The organism is Streptomyces sp. NPDC007875, from assembly GCF_042868035.1.
Lineage (GTDB): Bacteria > Actinomycetota > Actinomycetes > Streptomycetales > Streptomycetaceae > Streptomyces > Streptomyces antimycoticus.
Genome location: NZ_JBIADZ010000050.1, coordinates 25,949 through 48,155, shown reverse-complemented (window position 1 = coordinate 48,155; position 22,207 = coordinate 25,949). Strand labels below are relative to the sequence as shown.

Genomic DNA, 22,207 nt, shown 5'->3' with positions numbered 1-22,207 from the left:
TCGAAGGTGGAATGGGGCTCGGTCCAGGTGCTGAGGGAGGCCCGTGCGTGGCCTGGGGTGGACCGCCCCCGCCGCGCCGCCGTCTCCTCCTTCGGTGCGTCCGGCACGAACGCACACCTGATCCTCGAGGAGTTCGCGCACGAACCCGTTGCGCCGCCCGAGGCCACGGACAGGGTGATGCCGCTGGTGCTCTCGGCGAGCACTCCGGCCGCGCTGCGGGCCCAGGCGGAAGGACTGCTCGACGCCGTCGACCGCCACGACCTGACCGACCTCGCCCGTGCGCTGTGCACCAGCAGGGCGGCTCTCCGCTCTCGCGCGGTCGTGGTCACGGGCACCGGCGCCGAGGCGCGCACCGCCTTGCGCGCCCTGGCCGACGGGCAGCCCAGCGGCGCCGTCGTCACGGACACCGCGCGTGTGTCCGCACACGACGTCGTCTTCGTGTTTCCCGGGCAGGGGTCGCAGTGGGTGGGGATGGCGGTGGAGTTGCTGGGGTCCTCTCCGGTGTTCGCCGAGGCGATGGAGGAGTGTGCGGGGGCTTTCCAGGGGTTGGTGGAGTGGTCCTTGGCCGAGGTGCTGGGGGATGAGGAGGCGTTGGGGCGGGTTGAGGTGGTGCAGCCCGTGTTGTTCGCGGTGATGGTGTCGTTGGCGCGGTTGTGGCGGTCTTTTGGTGTGGAGCCGTCCGCGGTGGTGGGTCATTCGCAGGGGGAGATCGCGGCGGCGTGTGTGGCGGGTGCGTTGTCGCTGGAGGACGCGGCGCGAGTGGTGTGCGTGCGGTCGAAGCTGATCGCGGAGAAACTCGCCGGGCGTGGCGGGATGGTCTCGGTCCCGCTCGGCTTGGTGGAAGCGACCGACCTGGTCGCCTCCCGGTCCACAGAGCTGGAGATCGCGGCGGTCAACGGCCCGCAGTCGGTGGTCGTGTCCGGCACGCCCGAGGATCTCGACGACCTGATGTCCCACTGCGAACGAGAAGGAGTGCGGGCCCGGCGGATCGAGGTGGACTACGCCTCCCACACCGCACAGGTCGACCCGCTCGCCGACGATCTGCTGCGCGCGCTGAAGACCGTGACCCCCGGGCAGGCCGACGTGCCGTTCTTCTCCACCGTGACCGGGCGGTTCGAGTCCGGAACCGCACTGGACGCCGAGTACTGGCTGCGCAATCTGCGCCGCCCGGTCCGCCTCGACTCCGCGGTACGCGGCCTCGCCGACGAGGGCTTCGACGTCTTCGTGGAGGTCAGCAGCCATCCCGTGGTGATGCCCGGGGTGCAGGACACCCTCGCCGAGATGGACGTTCCCGCGACAACGGTGGGCACGCTGCGCCGCGGCTCCGGTGGCGTGGACCAGTTTCTGCGCTCGGTGTCCGCGGCGTTCGCGGCCGGCACGGCGGTGGACTTCAGCCCGTTGTGGGCAGGCCGCCCTCCCGTCTTCGTCGACCTGCCCACCTACGCCTTCCAGCGTGAGCGCTACTGGCTCACCGACGCCGGACACGGCGGCGACGTGTCCGCCGTCGGCCTGACCGGTGCCGGACACGGCCTGCTCGGTGCCGTCCTGGAGGTCGCCGAGACCGGCGGCGCCATGCTGACCGGCTCGCTGTCCATCGACTCCCACCCCTGGCTGGTCGACCACGCCGTGCTCGGCTCGGTGATGTTCCCCGGCGCGGGCTTCGTGGAGATGGTGCTCAGGGCGGCGGACGAGACCGGCTGCGGGCGCGTCGAGGAACTGACCCTGCACACACCGCTGGTGTTCGACGGCCACGAGCGCGTCGACGTCCAGGTGGCGGTGGGAGGCGACCGCGAGGGGCGTCGCGAGGTGACGGTGCACTCGCGCGCGACGGGCACCACGACGGGCTGGGTGCTGCACGCGACCGCGACCGTGGCCCGCGAGCCCGCCGCCGGAGTGCCGCGGTGGGAAGCGTGGCCGCCCGCCGGCGCCGTCGAGGCCGACCTTGGCGACTTCTACGACGCCCTCGCGGAGGACGGGCTCGTGTACGGGCCGGTGTTCCAGGGCGTGCGTCGGGTGTGGCTCGACGGGGACGTGCGCTACGCCGAGATCGTCCTGCCGGAAGCGGCCTCTCCCGAAGACTTCGTGCTCCACCCGGTCCTGCTGGACTCGGCGCTGCAGGTAATGGCACACGGAAGCCTGGCGGAGGGCCGGACGTTTCTGCCGTTCACCTGGTCGGACATCTCCGTGTCCGCGTCCGGCGCCCGCGCGCTGCGCGTACGGATGGAGCCGCTGGGCACCGACAGCGTGTCGATAGTGGCTGCCGACTCCGCGAACGTCCCGGTCCTGACCATCGGCGAGGTCGTCACCAGGATGGTCTCCGGGGGCAGGCCGGTGTCCACGCACCGCGGGCGGACCGCGAAGCTGCTGCGCGTCGACTGGATGGAGACGCCCGCGGCCACGTCACCCCCGCCGAGGACGGCCGTCCTGTCCGACCGCCCGGAGTCCGGCCGGTGTCTCTTCGACGGCCTGGACGCCGACCGGCATGCCGGTGTGGAGGCGCTGGCCGCCGCGGTGGGCACCGAGCCCGCGCCCGGCATCGCCCTGCTGAGTCTTGCACCGCGGCCCGGCGACACGACGGCCGCCGCCTACGAGCTCACCGAGCGTGCCAGGACCGCGATCCAGTCATGGCTGTCCGACGACAGGTTCGCCGCCATGACGCTCGCGTTGGTGACGGTGGGGGCGTTCCCGGTCGGCCGGCGCCGCGCGCCCGACCCCGCCGCGGCGGCCGCCGCCGGATTCGTTCGCTCGGCGCAGAGCGAGCACCCGGGCCGTTTCCTGGTCATCGACCTCGATCCCGACGCCGACCCGCCGCAACTGCCGCCCGCCGCTCTCGTCGGCGACGAACCCGTCGTCGCCGTGCGGGGCGACCGGCTGTTCGCCCCCCGCCTCACGGACGACGACACCCTGCCCGCCCTCACCCCGCCGCCGGACACCGAGGCGTGGAGCGTGGACCTGAACTCCGCGGACAACCTGGACGACCTGGGCATCGTGCCCGCTCCTGGTGTGCTGGCCCCGCTGGCGGAGGGCGAGGTCCGCCTGTCCGTGCGCGCGATGGGCGTGAACTTCCGGGAAGTCCTCGTCGCACTCGACATGGTGCCCGGCGAGGACCGGCCCGAAGGGGGCGAGGCGGCAGGCGTGATCACCGAGATCGGACCGGGCGTCACCGGATTCTCGGTCGGCGACCGGGTGATGGGCCTGGTCACCGGCGCCTACGCCGGGCCTGTCGCGGTGGCCGATCACCGCACGCTGGCGCCGCTGCCCGTCGGCTGGACGTTCGCCCAGGGAGCGGCGGCGCCGGTCGCCTTCCTCACCGCCTACTACGGACTGACCGACCTCGGGGGTGTCCGGCCCGGAGACCGGGTGCTGATCCACGCGGCGGCCGGCGGTGTCGGCATGGCCGCGGTGCAGATCGCACGGCATCTGGGAGCCGAGGTGTTCGCCACGGCCCACCCCACGAAGTGGCGCGATGTGCGGGCCGGCGGCGTAGACCCCTCCCACCTGGCGTCCTCGCGGACCACACGGTTCGAGGACGACTTCCGCCCGGCGCTCGGCGGGCACGGGATCGACGTCGTACTCAACTCGCTGGCAGGCGAATTCATCGACGCCTCCTTGCGGCTGACCGCCGAGGGAGGCCGGTTCCTGGAGATGGGCAAGACCGATATCCGGGACGCCGACGAGATCCGCCTGCGTCACCCCGCCGCGCGCTACCGGGCGTTCGATCTGCTCGACGCCGGTCCCGACCGCATCCGGACCATGCTGGCCGAGCTGGCCTCCCTGATCGAGCGGGGCGCTCTGAGGCCACTGCCGGTCCGGGCCTGGGACGTCCGCCGCGCCGCGGAGGCGTTCCGATACATCAGCCAGGCGCGCCACGTCGGCAAGGTCGTACTGACCGTGCCCCGGGCGTGGGATCCGGCGGGGACGGTGCTGCTCACCGGCGCGAGCGGCACACTGGGCGGCACGCTCGCCCGGCACCTGGTCGCCGAGCGCGGTGTCCGGCACCTGCTGCTGCTCAGCCGCCGGGGGAAGGACGCGGAGGCGGCGGCCGGGCTGGGGGCGGAACTCACCGCGCTCGGCGCGTCCTCGGTGACCTTCGCCGCCTGCGACGTCGCCGACCGGGCGGCCGTGCGCGACGTCCTGGCCGCGATACCGCCACAGCGCCCGCTCACCGCCGTCGTGCACGCCGCCGGTGCCCTCAGCGACGGACTGGTCGGCTCGCTCGACCGGGCGGACGTCGATACGGTCTTCCGCCCCAAGGTCGATGGCGCCGCGGTACTCGACGAGCTGACCCGCTCCGACGACCTCGCCGGCTTTGTGCTGTTCTCCTCGGCCGCGGGCGTCACCGGCAACGCCGGGCAGGCGAACTACGCCGCTGCCAACGCGTTCCTCGACTCACTGGCCGAACGCAGAGCCGCCGATGGCCTGCCCGCGCAGTCGCTGGCCTGGGGGCTCTGGGCGGACACCAGTGAGCTGACCGCGACGCTCAGCGAAACCGGCCGGGCGAGGATCGCCCGCTCCGGTGTCCGCGCGCTGCCCGCGTCGACCGCGCTGGACCTGTTCGATCAGGCGCTCTCCCGCGACGAGGCGCTGTTGCTGCCCATCGACGTCGATCCGTCCGCCGAGACGGAGCTGCCGCCGCTGTGGCGCAACCTGGTGCGCCGCCGGGTCCGCCGGGTGGTCGCCGCGACGCCGGTCGCCGAGACCTCGACCGCCGAGCTGCTGGCCGGTGTTCCCGCCGCCGAGCGGGTGCGGGTGCTCACCGACCTGGTGTGCGCGCATACGGCCGCTGTCCTCGGGCTCACCGCCGACCGGGTGGAGCCGCTGCGGGCGTTCAGCGAGATCGGCTTCGACTCGCTCAGCGCCGTCGAACTGCGCAACCGCCTCAACTCGGCGACGGGGCTCCGGCTGCCCGCCACGACGGTGTTCAGCCACCCCAGCCCTCAGGCGCTGGCCCGGAAGCTGGCCACCGAGCTGTTTCCCGAGGCCGACGCGGCTTCGGAGGAGGCCGGCGCGGAGCACCGGCGCGACGGGGCGCTGACCGACGTGGACATCGACGGCCTCGACGTGGAGGAGCTGATGTCCCTCGCGCTCGGCACGGCCGACCCGCACACCTCCGAAGGATGACCGACATGACGATCTCACCCGACCGCCTCGTCGACGCGCTTCGCTCCTCGGTCAAGGAGACGGAGCGACTGCGGGAGCACAACCGGGCCCTGACCGAAGCGGCCAGGGAGCCGATCGCCGTGGTGGCGATGGCCTGCCGCCTGCCCGGCGGCGCCGACTCGCCGGAGAAGCTGTGGCAGTTGGTGGACTCCGGCAGGGACGTGCTCTCCCCCTTCCCCCGGGACCGGAACTGGGACCTGGAATCCCTCAGCCCCTTCGCCACGGACGCCTACTTCATCGACGACGTGGGCGGATTCGACGCCGACCTGTTCGGCATCTCGCCCCGCGAGGCAGCCGCGATGGACCCGCAGCAGCGGCTGCTGCTGGAAGCGGCCTGGGAGGTGTTCGAACGCGCCGGATACGCGCCCGACGCGCTGCGGGAGAGCAGCACCGGCGTGTTCGTCGGCGCGGGCCCGGGCGACTACCTGATCCGCCTCCTGGACAACCCGGACGCCGCGGAGGGCTACGTCGCCACCGGTACGGCGCCGAGCGTCACCTCCGGACGGGTGGCCTACACCTTCGGCCTGCGCGGACCCGCTGTCACGGTCGACACCGCCTGTTCATCGGGCCTGGTCGCCCTGCATCTGGCCGCCCAGGCGCTGCGCAAGGGCGACTGCTCGAAGGCGCTGGTCGCCGGTGTCTCGGTGATCTCCGCACCGCACGGGTTCGTCGAAATCTCCAAGCAGGGCGGCCTCGCGGCCGATGGGCGCTGCAAGGCGTTCGCCGACGCCGCCGACGGCACCAACTTCGGCGAGGGTGTCGCCGCGGTCCTCGTCGAGCGGCTGTCCGACGCCCAGCGGCTCGGACACCCGGTACTCGCCGTGGTGCGCGGGTCCGCGATCAACCAGGACGGCGCCTCCAACGGGCTGTCCGCGCCCAACGGCGCCGCACAGGAAGAGGTCATCCGGCAGGCGCTCGCCGACGCCGGGGTCCGCGCCGACGAGGTCGACGCCGTCGAGGCGCACGGCACCGGCACCACCCTGGGCGACCCGATCGAGGCGGACGCCCTGCTGGCCACCTACGGCCGGGACCGCGGGCACCCCCTGTGGCTGGGCTCGGTGAAGTCCAACGTCGGGCACACCCAGTCGGCCGCCGGGCTGGTCGGCCTGATCAAGATGGTGCAGGCGCTGCGCGCGGGCCGGCTGCCGAGGACCCTGCATGTCGAGCGGCCGTCCCGGCACGTCGACTGGTCCACGGGCCCGGTGCGCCTGCTGCGCGAGGCCCGGCCCTGGCCCGCCGTCGACCGCCCGCGCCGCGCGGGCATCTCGTCGTTCGGGATCAGCGGGACCAACGCGCATGTCATCGTGGAGGACGTCCCCGCGCCCGAAGAACGGCCCCGCACGGAGCACTCCGGTCCGGTGCCGCTCATCCTGTCCGGCAGGACCGACAGCGCCCTGCGCGCCCAGGCGGCCCGGCTGCGCGCCCATCTTCTCGAGCGCGAGGAGCCGGTGGCCGATGTCGCGTTCACACTGGCGACCACGCGAGCCCGGTTTCCGCACCGGGCCGTGCTGCCGGTGCACGACCGTGCCGAGGCGCTCGACGCGCTGCACGCGCTCGCCCTGGGGGAGCGGGTACTCGGAGTAGGCCGGCGGGCCCGCGGGGAGCGGGTCGTGTTCGTCTTCCCGGGACAGGGCTCCCAGTGGACCGGGATGGGCGCCCGGCTGTGGGACGAGTCACCGGTGTTCGCCGAGGCCGTGCAGGACTGCGACAAGGCGCTGTCCGCGTACGTCGACTGGTCGTTGCGGGAGGTGCTGTCCGATGAACAGGCGCTGGCCCAGGTCGACATCGTGCAGCCGGCGCTGTGGGCGGTCATGGTCTCGCTCGCCGTGCTGTGGCGCTCGTTCGGTGTCGAGCCCGCCGCGGTGATCGGCCACTCCCAGGGCGAGATCGCCGCCGCCTGCGTCAGCGGTGGCCTGTCCCTGGAGGACGGCGCCCGTATCGTGGCGCTGCGCAGCCGCCTCATCCGCGAGCGGCTGTCCGGGCGCGGCGCGATGATGTCGGTGATGGCCCCGCCGGACCGGGTGCGCGAGCTGCTGGCGGACGACGGGAAGGGCGCCGTGTCGATCGCGGCCGTCAACGGGCCGCAGAACGTGACCATTTCCGGTGACCCGGCGGCGCTGGACGACGTCGAGCGCCGCCTGTCGGCCGCCGGGATCATGCGCTGGCGGCTCGCCGGGGTGGATTTCGCCGCCCACTCGCCCCATGTCGACGGGATCGAGACCGACCTGCTGGCGGCGCTGGCACCGGTTCGGCCCCGCCCGGGACACGTGCCGTTCTACTCCACGGTGACCACCTCCCGCCTGGACACGACGGCGCTGGACGCCGGGTACTGGTCCCGCAACCTGCGGCAGACGGTGAACTTCGCCGACACGATGGACGTCCTCGTACGGGACGGACACGGGGTCATGGTCGAGGTCAGCCCGCACCCCGTGCTCGCGCACACCACCGCCGCGGGCCCGGTGCTGGACACCCTGCGCCGCGACGACGGCGGGCTGCACCGGATGCTGACCTCGCTGGCCGCCGCCGATCTGCAGGGCCTGCCGGTGGACTGGACCGTGGCGCTGCCCGAGGCGCGCGCCGTGGAGCTGCCGACGTACCCGTTCCAGCGCGAGCGCTACTGGGTGACCCCCGCGGAGCGGACGACCAGCGCCCCCGCAGTGGCGGAGAGCCCCCTCGACCGGTTGCGCTACCGGACCGACTGGACGCCGCTGCGGCTGTCCGCCGATCCGGTATTGAACGGCACCTGGCTGGTCGTCACGGACACGCCCGACGCCTGGTCCGACAGCGTCGTCGAAGCGCTGCGGCAGTACGGCGCCGAAGTGGCCGTCCGGGCCCCGGGCGAGGCCGACCTCGCCGCCCTCCCCGAACCGGCCGGTGTCCTCGCGCTGCTGGCCCACGACGAGGACCCCGAGCAGGACCACCCCGCCGTCCCCCAGGGCTTCGCCCGGACCGTGCGGCTGGTACAGCAGTTGGGTGCGGCGGGCGTCGAAGCACCGCTGTGGTGCGTGACCAGGGACGCCACGCGCTCCCCGGCGCAAGCGATGACCTGGGGATTCGGCCGGGTGGCCGGGTTCGAGCGACCGCGCGCCTGGGGCGGTCTGATCGACCTGCCGCAGCCGCTGGACGACACCGGCCGCCGCCGGATCGCCGCCGTGCTGTCGGATGACACCCACGAGGACCAGGTCCGCATCGACCGGCACGGAGCGTTCGGACGACGGATTCTGCGGGCCCCCGTGCGTCCGGAGGACAGCGGCGACTGGCAGGTCCGCGGCACCGCCCTGGTGACCGGTGGCACCGGCGGACTCGGCCGGCATGTCGTGCGCTGGCTGGCGGCCGAGGGCGCGGAACATGTGATCGTGGTGAACAGGCGCGGGACGGAAGCTCCCGGCGCCGGTGAACTGGCCGCGGAACTCGCCGAGTTCGGGACACGGATCAGCATCGTCCCCTGCGACCTGTCCGACCGCGCCGCCCTCGCCAAAGTGATCGACTCCGTCGACCCGGCGACACCGCTGCGCACCGTGGTGCACACCGCCGCCGTGCTGGACGACGCCGCCATCGACGCCCTGACCATGGAGCAGTTCGACCGGGTCCTGGCGGTCAAGACACAGGGCGCGGCCAACCTGCACGAGCTCACCCGTGACCTGGACCTCGACGCGTTCGTGCTGTTCTCCTCGCTCGCCGGCACGGTCGGCGCCTCGGGCCAGGGCACCTACGCACCGGCCAACGCCTACCTGGACGCGCTGGCCGAACACCGGCGTGCCGAGGGGCTGCCGGCCACGTCGATCGGCTGGGGTGTGTGGGCCGGGGACGGCATGGGCGACGGCCCCCTCGGGGAGGCCGCGCGACGGCACGGAGTGCCGGGGATGTCCCCGCAGGACGCGACCGCGGCGATGCGGACGGCCGTGGAACACGGTGACGGCGCGATCGTGCTCGCCGACATCGCATGGGACCGCTATCACACGGCGGTCACCGCGTTGCGGCCGAATCCGGCGCTCTCGCAGATCCCCGAGGTCAGCTCGCTGCTCACCGAGGGCACCGCCCCGGCGGACGCCACCGACCCGCTCGCGGTCGTACGTGCCCAGACGGCGGCCGTGCTCGGCTACGCCTCCGGGGCGCACGTCGACCCGCACCGGCCGTTCCATGAATTGGGATTCGACTCGGTGTCCGCCGTCGATTTCCGCAACCGCCTCAACGCCGTGACGGGGCTCTCCCTGGTGACCACCGTGGTCTACGACCACCCGACGCCCGCCGCGCTCGCCGACCACCTGCGCGCGGAGGCCGGTGGCGGCACACCGGGCGGGGCGACCCGCACGCGCACGGTGGCCGACCCGGCCGTCACCACCGATCCCATCGTCATCGTCGGCATGGCCTGCCGCCTTCCCGGCGGCGTCACCTCGCCCGACGAGCTGTGGAACCTGCTCGCCGAGGAACGCAGCACCGTGGGGCCACCGCCGCGCGAGCGGGGGTGGGACCTCGCAGCCCTGCCCGACGACTGCGTGACCACGGCCTCCTACCTGGACGACATCGCGGCCTTCGACGCGGAGTTCTTCGGGATCTCCCCCCGGGAGGCCCTGGCCATGGACCCGCAGCAGCGGCTCGTCCTGGAGACCTCGTGGGAGGCGCTGGAACACGGCGGCATCGCGCCCGGCAGCCTGGCCGGCAGCCGCACCGGAGTGTTCCTCGGCAGCACCGGCCAGGACTACTACGCGCTCCTCACCGGCGCCGAGGCCGACGACGCCACCGGTCACGTGGGCACCGGCAGCGCGGGCTCGGTGCTCTCCGGCCGGGTCGCGTACTCGCTCGGGCTCGAAGGTCCCGCCGTCACCGTCGACACGGCGTGCTCCTCCGGGCTGGTCGCCCTGCACCTGGCCGCGCAGTCCCTGCGTAACGGCGACTGCACCACGGCGCTCGTGGGAGGGGTGACGGTCATGACCACCCCCTTGGGCCTGGCCGAGTTCTCCCGCCAGGGCGGGCTGGCCCCCGACGGCCTGTGCAAGGCGTTCTCCGACTCCGCGGACGGCACCGGATTCGCCGAAGGCGCGGGCATGCTCGTGCTGCAGCGCCTGTCCGAGGCGCGTGCCGCGGGACGCCGTGTATGGGCCGTGGTGCGTGGTTCGGCGATCAACCAGGACGGCCTGTCCAACGGCCTGTCGGCGCCCAACGGCCGAGCCCAGCGGGAGGTCATCCGCCAGGCCCTGGCGAACGCCCGCCTCTCGGCGCTGGACGTCGACGTGGTCGAGGCGCACGGCACCGGGACACCCCTAGGCGACCCGATCGAAGCACACGCCCTCTCCGCGGCCTACGGGCAGGACCGGACACGCCCGCTGCTCATCGGGACGCTCAAGTCCAACATCGGCCACACCCAGGCCGCCGCCGGCGTCGCGGGCGTGATCAAGACGGCGCTGGCCATGCACCACGGCACCGTGCCCGCGACCCTGCACGCCACCACGGCCTCGTCCCATGTGGACTGGACGGCGGGCGGTGTCCGGCTGGCCCACGCCAGGACTGAGTGGCCCGACACCGGCGCACCGCGCCGGGCCGGGGTCTCGGCGTTCGGCATCTCGGGCACCAACGCACACGTCGTGCTGGAGGCCGACACGCCACCGCCCGCCGAGCCACGGGCCACCGGGGAGACGGCGCTGATCCCGCTGGCCGTATCCGGCCGGGGACCGGCCGCCCTCGCCGCGCAGGCGAGCCGTCTGTCCGCGCTGCTGGACGGCGGGACCGATCCGATCGACATCGGCTGGTCCCTGATCACCACACGATCGCAAGCGTCCCACCGGGCCGTGGTCCTCGGCCGGGACCGCGCCGAACTGGCCGCCGGGCTCACCACGCTGGCCGGCGGCACCTCCGCACCCTCGGTGGTGTCCGCCGTGGCCGCCGGCCAGGACCCGCGCCCCGTCTTCGTCTTCCCCGGCCAGGGCTCAAGCTGGGCGGGGATGGGACGGGCCCTGATCGAGTCCTCGCCCGTGTTCGCGGACTCGATGGCCGAGTGCGCGCGGGCGATGGCCACCGAAGCAGACTGGGACCTGCTGGAGGCGCTCGGCGACGAGGAGATGCTGCGGCGGGCCGATGTCGTCCAGCCCGCCCTGTTCGCCGTCATGGTGTCGCTGGCCCGGCTGTGGGAGTCCTACGGCGTGACTCCGGCCGCCGTGGTCGGGCATTCCCTCGGTGAGTACGCCGCCGCATGCGTGGCGGGCGCGCTGCCGCTCGAACAGGCGGCGGTGGCGGTCGTGCGACGCGGCCGGGTGATCGCCGACCGCCTCTCAGGTGACCACGGAGTGCTGTCCGTTCCGGTCGCCCCCGAGCACGTCCGCTTCGACGGCGTTGAGATCGCCGCGTTCAACGGGCCGTCGTCCACGGTGGTCGCCGGGCCCAACAGCGCGCTCGACCGCGTACTGGAAGCCGTTCCCGCGGCCAAGCGGGTGCCGATGGACTACGCCTCGCACACCTCCGCCGTCGAGGCGGTCGAGGACGCGCTGCTGGGGGAGCTGGCCGAACTGAGCCCGAGCGGCACCGACGTCCCGTTCTACTCCACGGTGACCGGGGAACGCCTGGACACCGCCGCCCTCGACGCGCCCTACTGGTACCGCAACCTGCGCAGCCCGGTGCTGTTCGAGACGGCCGGCCGCCGGCTGATCGAGGACGGGCACACCGTGTTCATCGAGATGAGCCCGCGCCCGCTGCTGGCAACCGCCCTGCACGAGACGGCGGAAGCACTGGACCAGCAGGTGCACACCGTCGCGTCGCTGCGCCGTGACGACGGCGGTATGGACCGCTTCCTGCGCTCGCTCGCCGACGCCCACACCCGCGGGGTGGCGGTGGACTGGAGTCCCGCGCTGCCCGGAGGACGGACCGTCGCCCTGCCCACGTACGCCTTCCAGCGCAAGCGGTTCTGGCCGACGGCCCAGCCACCGCGGCGCCCCGGCCAGACACATCCGCTGCTGGGCCCCGCCGAAGAGCTCGCCGGTTCGCCGGACGTGGTGTTCACCAGCACCCTCTCCACTCGGACCCAGCCATGGCTGGCCGACCATGTGGTGCGGGACTCGGTGCTGCTGCCGGGTACGGCGTTCCTGGAGATGGCGGTCCGGGCCGCCGACGAGACCGGTTGCCGCGGGGTCGCCGAACTCGTCCTGGCGGCGCCGCTGGTACTGACCGGCGGCGACATCCGGATCCAGCTGACCGTGCACGGCCCCGACGAGTCGGGGGACCGGCCGTTCTCGGTGCACAGCCGGGGCGAGCACGACTGGGTGCGGCACGCCACGGGCCGGCTCTCGGCGTCGGCGGCACCGCTTCCTCCGCTCACGCCGGTGCCGCCGCCCGACGCCGAACCGGTCGCGCTCGATGCCTTCTACGCCGAACTCGACAGCGTCGGCTACCGGTACGGCGAGTCGTTCCGCGGCATGCGCGCGGCGTGGCGGGCGGGCGACGAATTGTTCGCCGAGGTGGCGTTGGCCGACGCGGTCCCCGCGGACCGGTTCCAGCTGCATCCCGCCCTGCTGGACGCGGCCTGCCAGGCGATGACGCTCGCCGGCGGGGACGAGCCGGGACTGCCGTTCCTGTGGTCCGATGTCGAACTCCACGCGCGCGGCGCGCGGGAGCTGTTCGTCCGCCTGGCCCCGGCGGGGCCCGACGCGATGTCGATCACCGCCGTCGACGGGGCGGGAGCGCTCGTGTTCCACGCGGGCCGCCTCCTCACCCGGCCGTTCGCCCAGCCCAGCACGGGCGCCCTGCCCGCGGACTCGCTGTTCACCGTGGGCTGGGTCCCGCTTCCGGAGCCGGAACCCGCCGACGACCGCGGGTGGGCGGTGCTCGACGGCCCTGAGGCCGACCACGGTCTCGGCGTGCCGGTGTTCCCCGAGCCGTCCGCCGTGCCCTCGGACACGTCGATCGTGCTGACCGCCGTCGACTCGTCCTCACTGCACCGGATACTGGCCGCGGTGCAGACCACGCTCGCCACCGACCGTCCCGAACCGCTCGTGGTGCTGACGCGCCACGCGGTGGTCGTACGGCCTTCGGACGAACTGGTGCCCCACCAGGCCGCGGTGTGGGGCCTGCTGCGCACCGCGCAGTCCGAGCACCCCGGACGGTTCGTCCTTCTCGACACCGACCGGCCCGTCACCACGGCCGACCTCTCCGCCGCCCTGGCGACCGGGGAACCGCAGATCGCCCTGCGGGGCGCGGACCGGTATGCGCCACGGCTGACCCGGCGACCGGCCGCGCTGGAACCGCCCGTCGGCGAGGCGTGGCACCTCACCGCCTCGCCGACGGGCAGCCTGGAGGATCTCGCGCTCGCCCCGCGTACGGTCGAGCCGCCGGCCGACGGGCAGGTGCGTATCGCGGTGCGTGCCGTCGGGGTGAACTTCAAGGACGTGCTGATCTCCCTCGGCATGGTTCCCGGTGATCTGACCCGGCTCGGCGTGGAGGCCGCGGGAGTGGTGCTCGATGCCGGTCCCGGCGTGCGTTCCCTGCGCCCCGGCGACCGGGTGTTCGGCATCGCCGACGCCGCGTTCGGCTCGATGGCCGTCACCGACGAGCGGCTGCTGGCGCGGATACCCGACGGCTGGAGCTTCGCCCGCGCCGCGAGCGTGCCCGCCGTGTTCCTCACCGCCTACTACGCGTTGCGCGACCTGCTCGACCTCCGGCCGGGGCAGCGGATCCTCGTGCACTCGGGGGCGGGCGGTGTCGGCATGGCGGCGATCCAGCTCGCCAGGGTGTGGGGCGCGGAGGTGTTCGCCACCGCGAGCGAGCCCAAACAGGACGCCGTCGCCGGACTCGGGGTCGCCCGGGACCACATCGCCTCCTCCCGGACGCTCGACTTCGAGCGGGCCTTCACCGAGGTCACCGGCGGCACGGGGGTGGACGCCGTGCTGAACTCGCTCGCGGGCGAGTTCGTGGACGCCTCACTGCGGCTGCTGCGCCCGGGCGGCCGGTTCGCGGAGATGGGCAGGACCGACGTCCGCGAGAATCACCCTGACGGTGTGGACTACCTGCCGTTCGACCTGTCGGACGCGGGGCAGGAGCGGATCGGCGAGATGCTGGCCGAGCTGCTCACCCTGTTCGCCACCGGTGAGCTGATGACCCTGCCGGTCACCACGTGGGACATACGCCGGGCCCCGAGCGCGTTCCGTTATCTGAGCCAGGCCAGGCATGTGGGCAAGGTCGTGCTGACCGTCGGCCGGGACCTCGACCCGGACGGCACGGTGCTGCTCACCGGTGGCACCGGCGGACTCGGCGCCTCGCTGGCCCGGCATCTCGTACGGGCACATGGCGTGCGCAGCCTGGTCCTGGTGAGCCGCACGGGGCTCGACGCACCCGGAGCCCGGGAACTGCGGGACGAACTGGCCGAGGCCGGTGCGTCGGTCACCGTGGCCGCCTGCGACATCGCCGACCGCGCGTCACTCGGCCGAGTCCTGGGCGCCGTCCCGGCCAAGCACCCGCTCACGGCCGTGGTGCACGCCGCGGGAGTGCTCGACGACGCGACGATCGGCGAACTCGACCCCGACCGGCTGGAGACGGTGCTGCGGCCCAAGGCCGGGGGCGCGCACCTGCTGCACGAGCTGACCCAGGGCATGGACCTCAGCGCCTTCGTCCTGTTCTCCTCGGCCGCGGGTGTGTTCGGCGCGGCGGGGCAGGGGAACTACGCCGCCGCCAACGCCGTGCTCGACGCCCTCGCCCAGCACCGCAGGGCGCAGGGGCTGCCCGCGGTGTCGATCGACTGGGGGCTGTGGGACCTCCCCAGCGCCATGACCGCGGGGCTCGACCACGCACGCTTCACGCGGTCGGGTCTGCTGCCACTGGCCGAGGAGCAGGGCCATGCGATCTTCGACACCGTCGCCACCGGCGGGGACGCCCAGGTCGTCGCCGCCCGGCTGAACCTGGCGACCTTCCGCGATCTGCCGGCCCCGCCCCGTCTGATGGCCGGGTTGGTGCGCGGGCCGCGCAAGGCGGCGGGCACCGCCGCCGCGAAGCCGGCGCGTACCGAGGAGGGGCTGCTGGAGATGGTGCGCGCCACGGCGGCCGATGTGCTCGGCTACGGCGGCACCGAGGAGATCGACCCGGCCGGCCTGTTCGCGGAGCTGGGTCTGGACTCGCTGACCGCCGTCGAACTGCGCAACCGCCTTGCCTCGGCCACCTCGCTCAGGCTGCCCACCTCGATCGCCTTCGACCATCCGACCCCGGCCCGGCTCGCCCAGCACCTCCTCACCCACCTGAGCGCCGAACCCGACGCGGCGACCGCGCCCGCACCACCGTCGGCCGACCTGGTCGCCGATCTGTGCGCGGCGGCGTTCGAGGCGGGCGACGGGACGCGGGCGTTCGACCTGCTGCGCACCGTCGCCCGCAACCGCCCGACCTTCCGGACCGAACCGGGCACCCCCGCCTTCACCCCGCTGGGGTCGGGCGCCGAAGCCCCCCGACTGGTCTGCCTGACCCCCTTGGTGCCGCTCGCGGGGGCCTACACCTACGCCCGGTTCGCCTCCGGATTCCGGGGCAGCCGCACGGTCGACGTCCTGGCCACCCCGGGATTCCTCGACGGTGAGCCACTGGCGGAGTCGGGGGAGATCCTGGCCCAGGTGCAGACCGAACGGGTCCTCGCCAGGACCGGGGACGACCCGTTCGTCCTGGTCGGATACTCCTCGGGAGGGTTGCTCGCCCTGGCGATGGCCGCGTTGCTGAGCGAACGCGGCGCGCCGCTTCGGTCGGTCGTGCTGCTGGACACGTATCTGCCCCCGCCGGACCGGATGGACGAGTTCGTCTCCGCGCTGATGCGCGGCATGACGGACCGCCGTGACGTCGTGCGGGGCCTGACCGGTACCGGGCTGTCGGCGATGGCATGGAACTGCGACCTGTTCGCACAATGGACCGCGGCGCCGCTGCCCGTGCCTGTGCTGTCCGTACGGGCCGACGTGCCCCTGTTGGCCGGTGACGGCTCCGCGCCGGTCGTCGCAGAGGCCGATATCCGCACCACGGCTGGTGATCACTACACCCTGATGGAGGAGCACGCTTCCCGTACGGGTGCCCTGGTGGCCGAGTGGCTGACTGAGACCGAGCACAGGGTGCTCTGAGGCACGAAGGTCGCTTCGGCCGGTCGATAACCCCGGTGGCGTGCGGCTGCCCCCTTTGTGCCGCGGCACATCGGCGCGGCGCGCGCCCCGGGGCAGCTCCGCCGGGGCAGCTCCGCCACCGGCGGACCCGAATCCCTGGGGAAACGCCTGGCGTTTGCTGATTCGCCGACGTGATGCCCGCGGCGAACCGGAAGATGTGAGTCAGGCCGTTCCCGCGGGCCTCCGCGTGCGCGAGCCGACAGCCTGCCGGGCACCATGCCGGCGGGCGTGACCGTCCCCTGGGAAAGCGGCGCACACATGTCGGACGACCTTGGCAATATCGATCTCAACATTCTCATCGCCCTGGACGCTCTGCTGGCCGAACGCAGTGTGACAAGGGCGGCGGAGCGGGTCTTCGTGGGACAACCGGCGATGAGCGCCTCGCTCGCCCGGCTGAGGAGCCATTTCGGGGATCCGCTGCTCGTGCGGCAGGGGCGGGGGATGACGCTGACCCCGTTGGCCGAGTCGCTGGTGCGGCCGACGCAGGAGGCCCTCGCGGCGGTCCAGGCCGTCATGGGCGCGAGCAGGACGTTCGATCCCGCCGACGGCCCTCCCCGCACGTTCACCGTGATCGCCAGCGACTACGCCCAGGCGGTGCTGATCTGGCCGATTCTACGCAAAGTGGAGGCGACGTCGTGGAATATCCGCATCAACGTCTTCCCCGCGCAAGCCGACTTCATCGACCAGCTCCGCCGAGGACAGTGCGATCTGCTGATCTGGCCGACCAGTCTTGCCCAGAATCTGTCCGGCTTCTTCAGCGAGACGCTGTTCACCGACGAGTTCGTGGTGGCCGTCGACGAGAACCACCCCGGGGTGGGCGACACCATCACCGTCGAGGAGATGCGACGGCTGCCGTTTCTCGGGGTGAACGGGCCGATGACCTCGATCGTGGAGTCCTACTTCGACCGCCTCGGCGCCCGGCTCCGGGTCGCCGCCGACATCGGGGGTTTCGCCATGGCTCCCCATGTGGTGCCCGGGACCCGTCTGGTCACCGTGCTCCAGGGACTCCTCGCACGTGAGACCGAGGGGACGGGGCTCAGGACGATGCCGCTACCGGTGCCCATGACCACGCTGACCGAGGCCATGTACTGGCATCCCCGTAACAACCAGGACGCGGCCCACCGCTGGCTTCGTCACCAGATCTTGGAGGTCTCCGCGGGACTCAGGCTCTGACCCGGCGCCGACCGGGCCCTTCCGACCGCCCCAAAACGGGCTGGGGCTGTGCCGCCGCCGGACCGGAAGGTCCGGAACTCCCAGAAACCCGGCGGAAGGTCGCGGCCGGTCGCCGCGTGCGGGACAAGGTAGGTGGCCGGCTTGTGACGGCCGAGCCAATTAGCAGATCGGTTGTCGACCGCGCAATCCGTGTGACGCCGACGGCGGCGAATTCGCTTGTGGTGCCTGGGGCCATGGCGACGGGCCACGGCCGATTCTACGGTTCCGGCCATGTCTGGTGCTTCCGGCGCACAGCGACGCGTCGGCGGCCTCAGGAACACCGGGAGCGCATCAATCGAAGGAGCACTTCCATGCCAGTTCCCCCACACCACGCACCGCCACGGAGTCGATGGAGCCGCATCGCGGCCCGGCTCCTCCCCGTCGCCGCCCTCGTGCTCGGAGCCGTTCTCGCCGGGCCCGCGCCCGCCGCGAACGCCGCGGTCACCCTCACGAAGGTGACCAACTTCGGCTCCAATCCTGGGGCGTTGAACATGTATGTGTACAAGCCGGCGTCGCTGCCCGCGAACGCGCCCGTGGTCGTCGCGCTCCACGGGTGCACACAGAGCGCCCAGGTCTACGCGGACAACTCAGGGCTGCCCGAACTCGCGGACCGCGACAAGTTCGTCCTGGTGCTCGCGGAGACCACCTCGTCGAACAACCTCACCAAGTGCTTCAACTGGTTCCAGGCCGGTGACAATCGGCGTGACCAGGGCGAGGCCCTGTCGATTCGGCGGATGGCCGGCCACGCCGTGTCGGCATATGGCGGGGACTCCAAACGGGTCTACGTCACCGGACTGTCCGCCGGCGGTGCCATGACCTCGGTCATGCTCGCCACCTACCCCGATGTCTTCTCCGCCGGCGCGGTCGTCGCGGGCCTGCCCTACAACTGCACGAAAATGAACAGCCCTTACCAGTGCATGAACCCCGGGCTCGACCTCGGTCCGGGCGAGTGGGCCCAGCGGGTGCGCGAGGCGTACCCGTCGTACGAGGGACCGTGGCCGCGGGCCGCCATCTGGTACGGGGACCGCGACACGACGGTCGTGCCGCGCAACGCCACCGAACTGCGCGATCAGTGGACGGCGTTGCACGGGCTGTCCCAGACGCCCACCCGCACCTCCAGCATCGGTCCCAATGCCACCCAGCACGACGAGTACGTGACATCCGACGGCACGGTGGCCGTCGAGGTCAACAAGGTCCCCGGCATCAACCACGGCACGCCGGTCGACCCCGGCACCGGCGCTGAACAATGCGGCAGCACCGGGGCCCCGTACTTCCTGGACTCGATCTGCTCCAGCTACTGGATCACCAAGTTCTTCGGTCTCGGCGGCTAGGGGCACTGTCGCCGACAGCGGCTGCTCCCGCTCGCACATCCGCGGCTGTCGTACTCGGCGAGGTGAAACGGCCCGTCATGGTGTCCGGCACCCCTGTCCGGGCCGCCGCCATGGCGGGCCCGCACATGTCCCGTGTGGTGACCGTGCCCCTAGCCTCCCGCTCGTCCACCACTCGACTCGGAGGAGAATCGGATGTCTCCACCCCGCACAGCCTCCGCCCCACCCCGCGGACGGCCCGGACGGCGTGCCGCTCTTGGAGTACTGTCGCTCGTGGGCGCCTGTTCGCTCGTCGTCGCATCGGTCGCGGCGGTGCCCGCGGCCGGCGCGGAGGGAACACCGGGCGGCCGCTGCTCCGGATACGCCCTGCCGCACGTACCGGGTGCGGCCCACCAACAGGCCGACTGCCTGGACGAGTTGACCACAGCCGGAACGGTGGCCTCGGGCCACACCGATCCGGCCGACTTCGCGGGACTCACCCCCAAGGATCTGCCCACACCGAGCGGCGTTCCCGGGATCCAGATCGATGGCTACTTCCCCGACACATCGACCACCAACACCAACCACGGCTGGAACCACGACGCGCAGTTCGTCATCCGGCTGCCCGACCACTGGAACGGCGGTCTGGTGGTATCCGGTACACCGGCCAACCGCGAGCAGTACGCCAACGACCGTGCGATCTCCGACTGGGTGCTCTCCCGCGGCTACGCCTTCGCCGCCACCGACAAGGGCAACACCGGTCCCGCCTTCTACCGCGACGGCCGCAGGCCCGGTGGCGCCGTCGCCGAGTGGAACAGGCGCGTCACCCAGCTCACGCGCGCCGCCCGAGCCGTCGTCACTCAGCGGTATCGCCGGCCCCCCGTCCGCACCCTCGCCACCGGCCTGTCCAACGGCGGCTACCTAGTGCGCTGGCAGCTGGAGAACCACCCAGAGCTGTACGACGGGGGAGTGGACTGGGAGGGCACTCTGTGGCGCTCCGACGGCCCCAACCCGCTCACCTTCCTGCCGCCCGCGCTGCGCGCATACCCGGCGTACGCCGCCGGCGGGGCCGGAGCCGAGGACGCCCGGAAGGCCATGCGCAAGGCCGGCTACCCGGCGGGCTCGGAGTTTCTGTGGCCGTACCACCACCAGGTCTACTGGGATCTGACCCAGCGCATCTACCGCGAGGAAGCCGACCCGGACTTCGACGGAGCGACCGAGGCGGGCACCCCCTACTGCGCCCCGGGCACCCCCGGCTGTGACGCCGACTACGACTACGCCACCCGGCCGCCCGCGGTCCACCGTGCTGTCGACCGCGTCGCACTGACCGGACGCATCGGCAAACCGCTGATCACCCTGCACGGCACGCTCGACGCGCTGCTGCCCATCAGCAAGGACTCGGACGTCTACGCCCGCATGGTGCACCGGTCCGGTCGGGGCGCGCTGCTGCGCTACTACCGTATCGAGGACGGCACCCACGTCGACTCCCTCGTCGACGCCTACCCCGACAAGCTCCGCCCGGTAGTCCCCTGCCACCGCTCCGCCTTCGCGGCACTGGAACAGTGGCTGACCGGAAAGGGCCGCCCCCCGGCGGACCACACCGTTCACCGCCCGGCCGACGCGGGCCCCGCGACACTGCTCACGAGCTGCCCGCTGGACTAGCGGAGGCGGCGGCGTCTGTCAGCCGAACCAAGTGGCCTGGAGCACCACGATGCGCTCGCCGCGTACGTCGGTGAGATAGGTGAGCATGAGATGGCCCCGGGCCTCGGTGCGCAGCCCGGGGCCGGAACCGGTGTACGAGGCGCCTTCGAGGAAAACCATGGACTCGCGCACGGCGATCTCCTGTGCCAGCTGCTCAGCCTCGGTGCGTGCCCCGGGTGGCAGTTCATCGAGAAGATCGCCCGGGTCGGCTTCCCAGTGCCAGTCAGCCACCGGCGACCTCTCGGTGCGCGGCCCGTACGATCTCCCCTGCCTCGCGGACGGCGCGGGCCCGCACGTCCGCGTCCTCGCTGTCCATGGCGGCCTCGGCCGCGTGCAGCCGTTCGGCTGTCCGGGGATGCCGCTCGATCTCCACGGTCACCCCCCACTGGCGGTAGAACATCCGGATCGGCACGACACTGTCCTCTTCACCCGCCCGGATGAATGCCTCCTGCATGTCTTCGAAGAACTCCGGCAACCGGGAAGGTGCCACTGTGGCCACGGCCTGGCGCAATGCGGGAAGCGTGAGGGCAGGCATGGGGATCAGCGGACCGTCGTTCTCGGTATGCGGCACTGTCATGGTCAGCCCCTTCCCCTGGTCTCGTGCGGGTCCCGCGTCAGCCTATCGCTCATCCATATCGCCGGCCTCTTCGACCAGGAAGGCCTGCCGAAGCCGCTGCCGGGCCCTCGACCGGCAGCGGCTCCGGCCCCGCTTCACCGGGCCCGTCAGTTGCGGAACGGCCCCGTCACCTCATAGGTGATACCGCCTGACGAACTGCCGCTGGTGCCGCGCCGGCTGGAGAAGTACAGCCGCCTGCCGTCGGGCGAGAACGCCGGGCCGGTGATCTCCGAGCCCGACTGGCCGTCGACGCGCAGGAACGGGGCCACCACGTCATCCGGGGTGATGACACAGATCTCCATGTTCCCGCCGTCCTCGGCCACGAACAGATCGCCGGAGGAGGCCCCGGTCACGTCGCCCACACCGGTCAGCGGGGCCGTGCCGCCGGTCACCAGCGAATCGTCATAGGCCAGTTCGATCGTCTGGGCGGCCGCGTCGTACTGCCACACCCGATGGTCGCCCTTGGTGGTGAACCAGCAGGTGTCGTTCGCGTAGTAGCACCCTTCGCCGCCGTTGAACCGCTTGGCCCCGGCCACCTGGTTGCGGGTGGCGGTGGCGCCGGTCGGATCCGGTACGGCCGCCCAGGTCACGGGGCCACTGGTGCCGGAACCGGCGCCCCGTACACGTAGCCGCGGTCGACCTCCTCACAGGACAGCCAGATGTTCCACGGGGTCTTGCCTCCCGCGCAGTTCTGCCGGGTACCGGAGAGGCCGCGGTAGGCGCCCGTGACCGTCCCAGTCGATGAGAACCTCACCGCGCTCGCCCCGCCCGACGGGTTGATCTCCGAGTTGGAGACATGGATCCAGCCACTGCCGTCGGCGTAACAGGCCCCGCCGTCCGGGGCGTCGTGCCAGGTGTACGAGGTGCCGGCGACCGCCTGCCGCGAACGGGCGATGACCCGGCTGGTGAACCCGGCGGGCAGCCGTACGCCGTTGGCGTCCGGCGAACCGAGCGCCCCGTACGGGCCGGCGCCCGGCTGCGCCGGTGCGGCGTACGCGGCGCCGCGCCACAGGGTTCCGCCGAGAGCTGCCGAGGAGCCGCCGATGACGGCGGCACGCAGGAGGGTGCGACGTTTCACGCTGGCTCCAAGGAGTGCGGTGAACGTT

6 protein-coding genes and 2 pseudogenes are annotated in these 22,207 nt (G+C 72.6%); 5 read left to right on the top strand and 3 right to left on the bottom strand.

The features are described 5' to 3' along the window. The first annotated feature begins 6 nt into the window (after positions 1 to 6). The 5 genes and pseudogenes from ACFYOY_RS46680 (at position 7) to ACFYOY_RS46660 (ending at position 20,446) form a co-directional block, all read left to right on the top strand. Positions 7 to 5,121, top strand: coding sequence for an SDR family NAD(P)-dependent oxidoreductase (locus ACFYOY_RS46680; RefSeq protein WP_388594077.1), 5,115 nt, complete (start codon positions 7 to 9; stop codon positions 5,119 to 5,121). Positions 5,122 to 5,126: 5 nt separating this feature from the next. Further along, positions 5,127 to 16,226 carry an SDR family NAD(P)-dependent oxidoreductase gene (locus ACFYOY_RS46675; RefSeq protein ID WP_388594075.1) on the top strand — a complete coding sequence of 3,700 codons (11,100 nt, stop codon included), beginning with the start codon at positions 5,127 to 5,129 and terminating at the stop codon, positions 16,224 to 16,226. A gap of 297 nt (positions 16,227 to 16,523) precedes the next feature. After that, positions 16,524 to 17,438, top strand: coding sequence for a LysR family transcriptional regulator (locus ACFYOY_RS46670; protein ID WP_351904474.1), 915 nt, complete (start codon positions 16,524 to 16,526; stop codon positions 17,436 to 17,438). 350 nt (positions 17,439 to 17,788) lie between these two features. Beyond that, positions 17,789 to 18,805, top strand: a pseudogene (locus ACFYOY_RS46665) (alpha/beta hydrolase family esterase); the annotation flags it as partial. A 195-nt stretch (positions 18,806 to 19,000) separates the two neighbouring features. Continuing rightward, complete coding sequence (locus tag ACFYOY_RS46660; RefSeq protein ID WP_388594072.1) at positions 19,001 to 20,446, top strand: 3-hydroxybutyrate oligomer hydrolase family protein; 1,446 nt, start codon at positions 19,001 to 19,003, stop codon at positions 20,444 to 20,446. An 18-nt stretch (positions 20,447 to 20,464) separates the two neighbouring features. On the opposite strand, the gene ACFYOY_RS46655 is transcribed toward ACFYOY_RS46660, so the two are convergent. The 3 genes and pseudogenes from ACFYOY_RS46655 to ACFYOY_RS46645 form a co-directional block, all read right to left on the bottom strand. Next, positions 20,465 to 20,716, bottom strand: a complete 252-nt coding sequence (locus ACFYOY_RS46655) for a hypothetical protein (RefSeq protein WP_351904468.1) — start codon at positions 20,714 to 20,716, stop codon at positions 20,465 to 20,467. Next, positions 20,709 to 21,062, bottom strand: coding sequence for a hypothetical protein (locus ACFYOY_RS46650; protein WP_351904465.1), 354 nt, complete (start codon positions 21,060 to 21,062; stop codon positions 20,709 to 20,711). Before ACFYOY_RS46650 ends, ACFYOY_RS46655 begins: the two co-directional genes overlap by 8 nt. Positions 21,063 to 21,208: 146 nt before the next feature. Further along, positions 21,209 to 22,179, bottom strand: a pseudogene (locus tag ACFYOY_RS46645) (alkaline phosphatase PhoX). Positions 22,180 to 22,207 lie beyond the last annotated feature (28 nt).

Bases quoted from the DNA above. Each gene is read 5' to 3' on its own strand.
- ACFYOY_RS46675 (WP_388594075.1), top strand. From the start codon at position 5,127: ATGACGATCTCACCCGACCGCCTCGTCGACGCGCTTCGCTCCTCGGTC.
- ACFYOY_RS46670 (WP_351904474.1), top strand. From the start codon at position 16,524: ATGTCGGACGACCTTGGCAATATCGATCTCAACATTCTCATCGCCCTG.
- ACFYOY_RS46660 (WP_388594072.1), top strand. From the start codon at position 19,001: ATGTCTCCACCCCGCACAGCCTCCGCCCCACCCCGCGGACGGCCCGGA.
- ACFYOY_RS46650 (WP_351904465.1), bottom strand. From the start codon at position 21,062: ATGACAGTGCCGCATACCGAGAACGACGGTCCGCTGATCCCCATGCCT.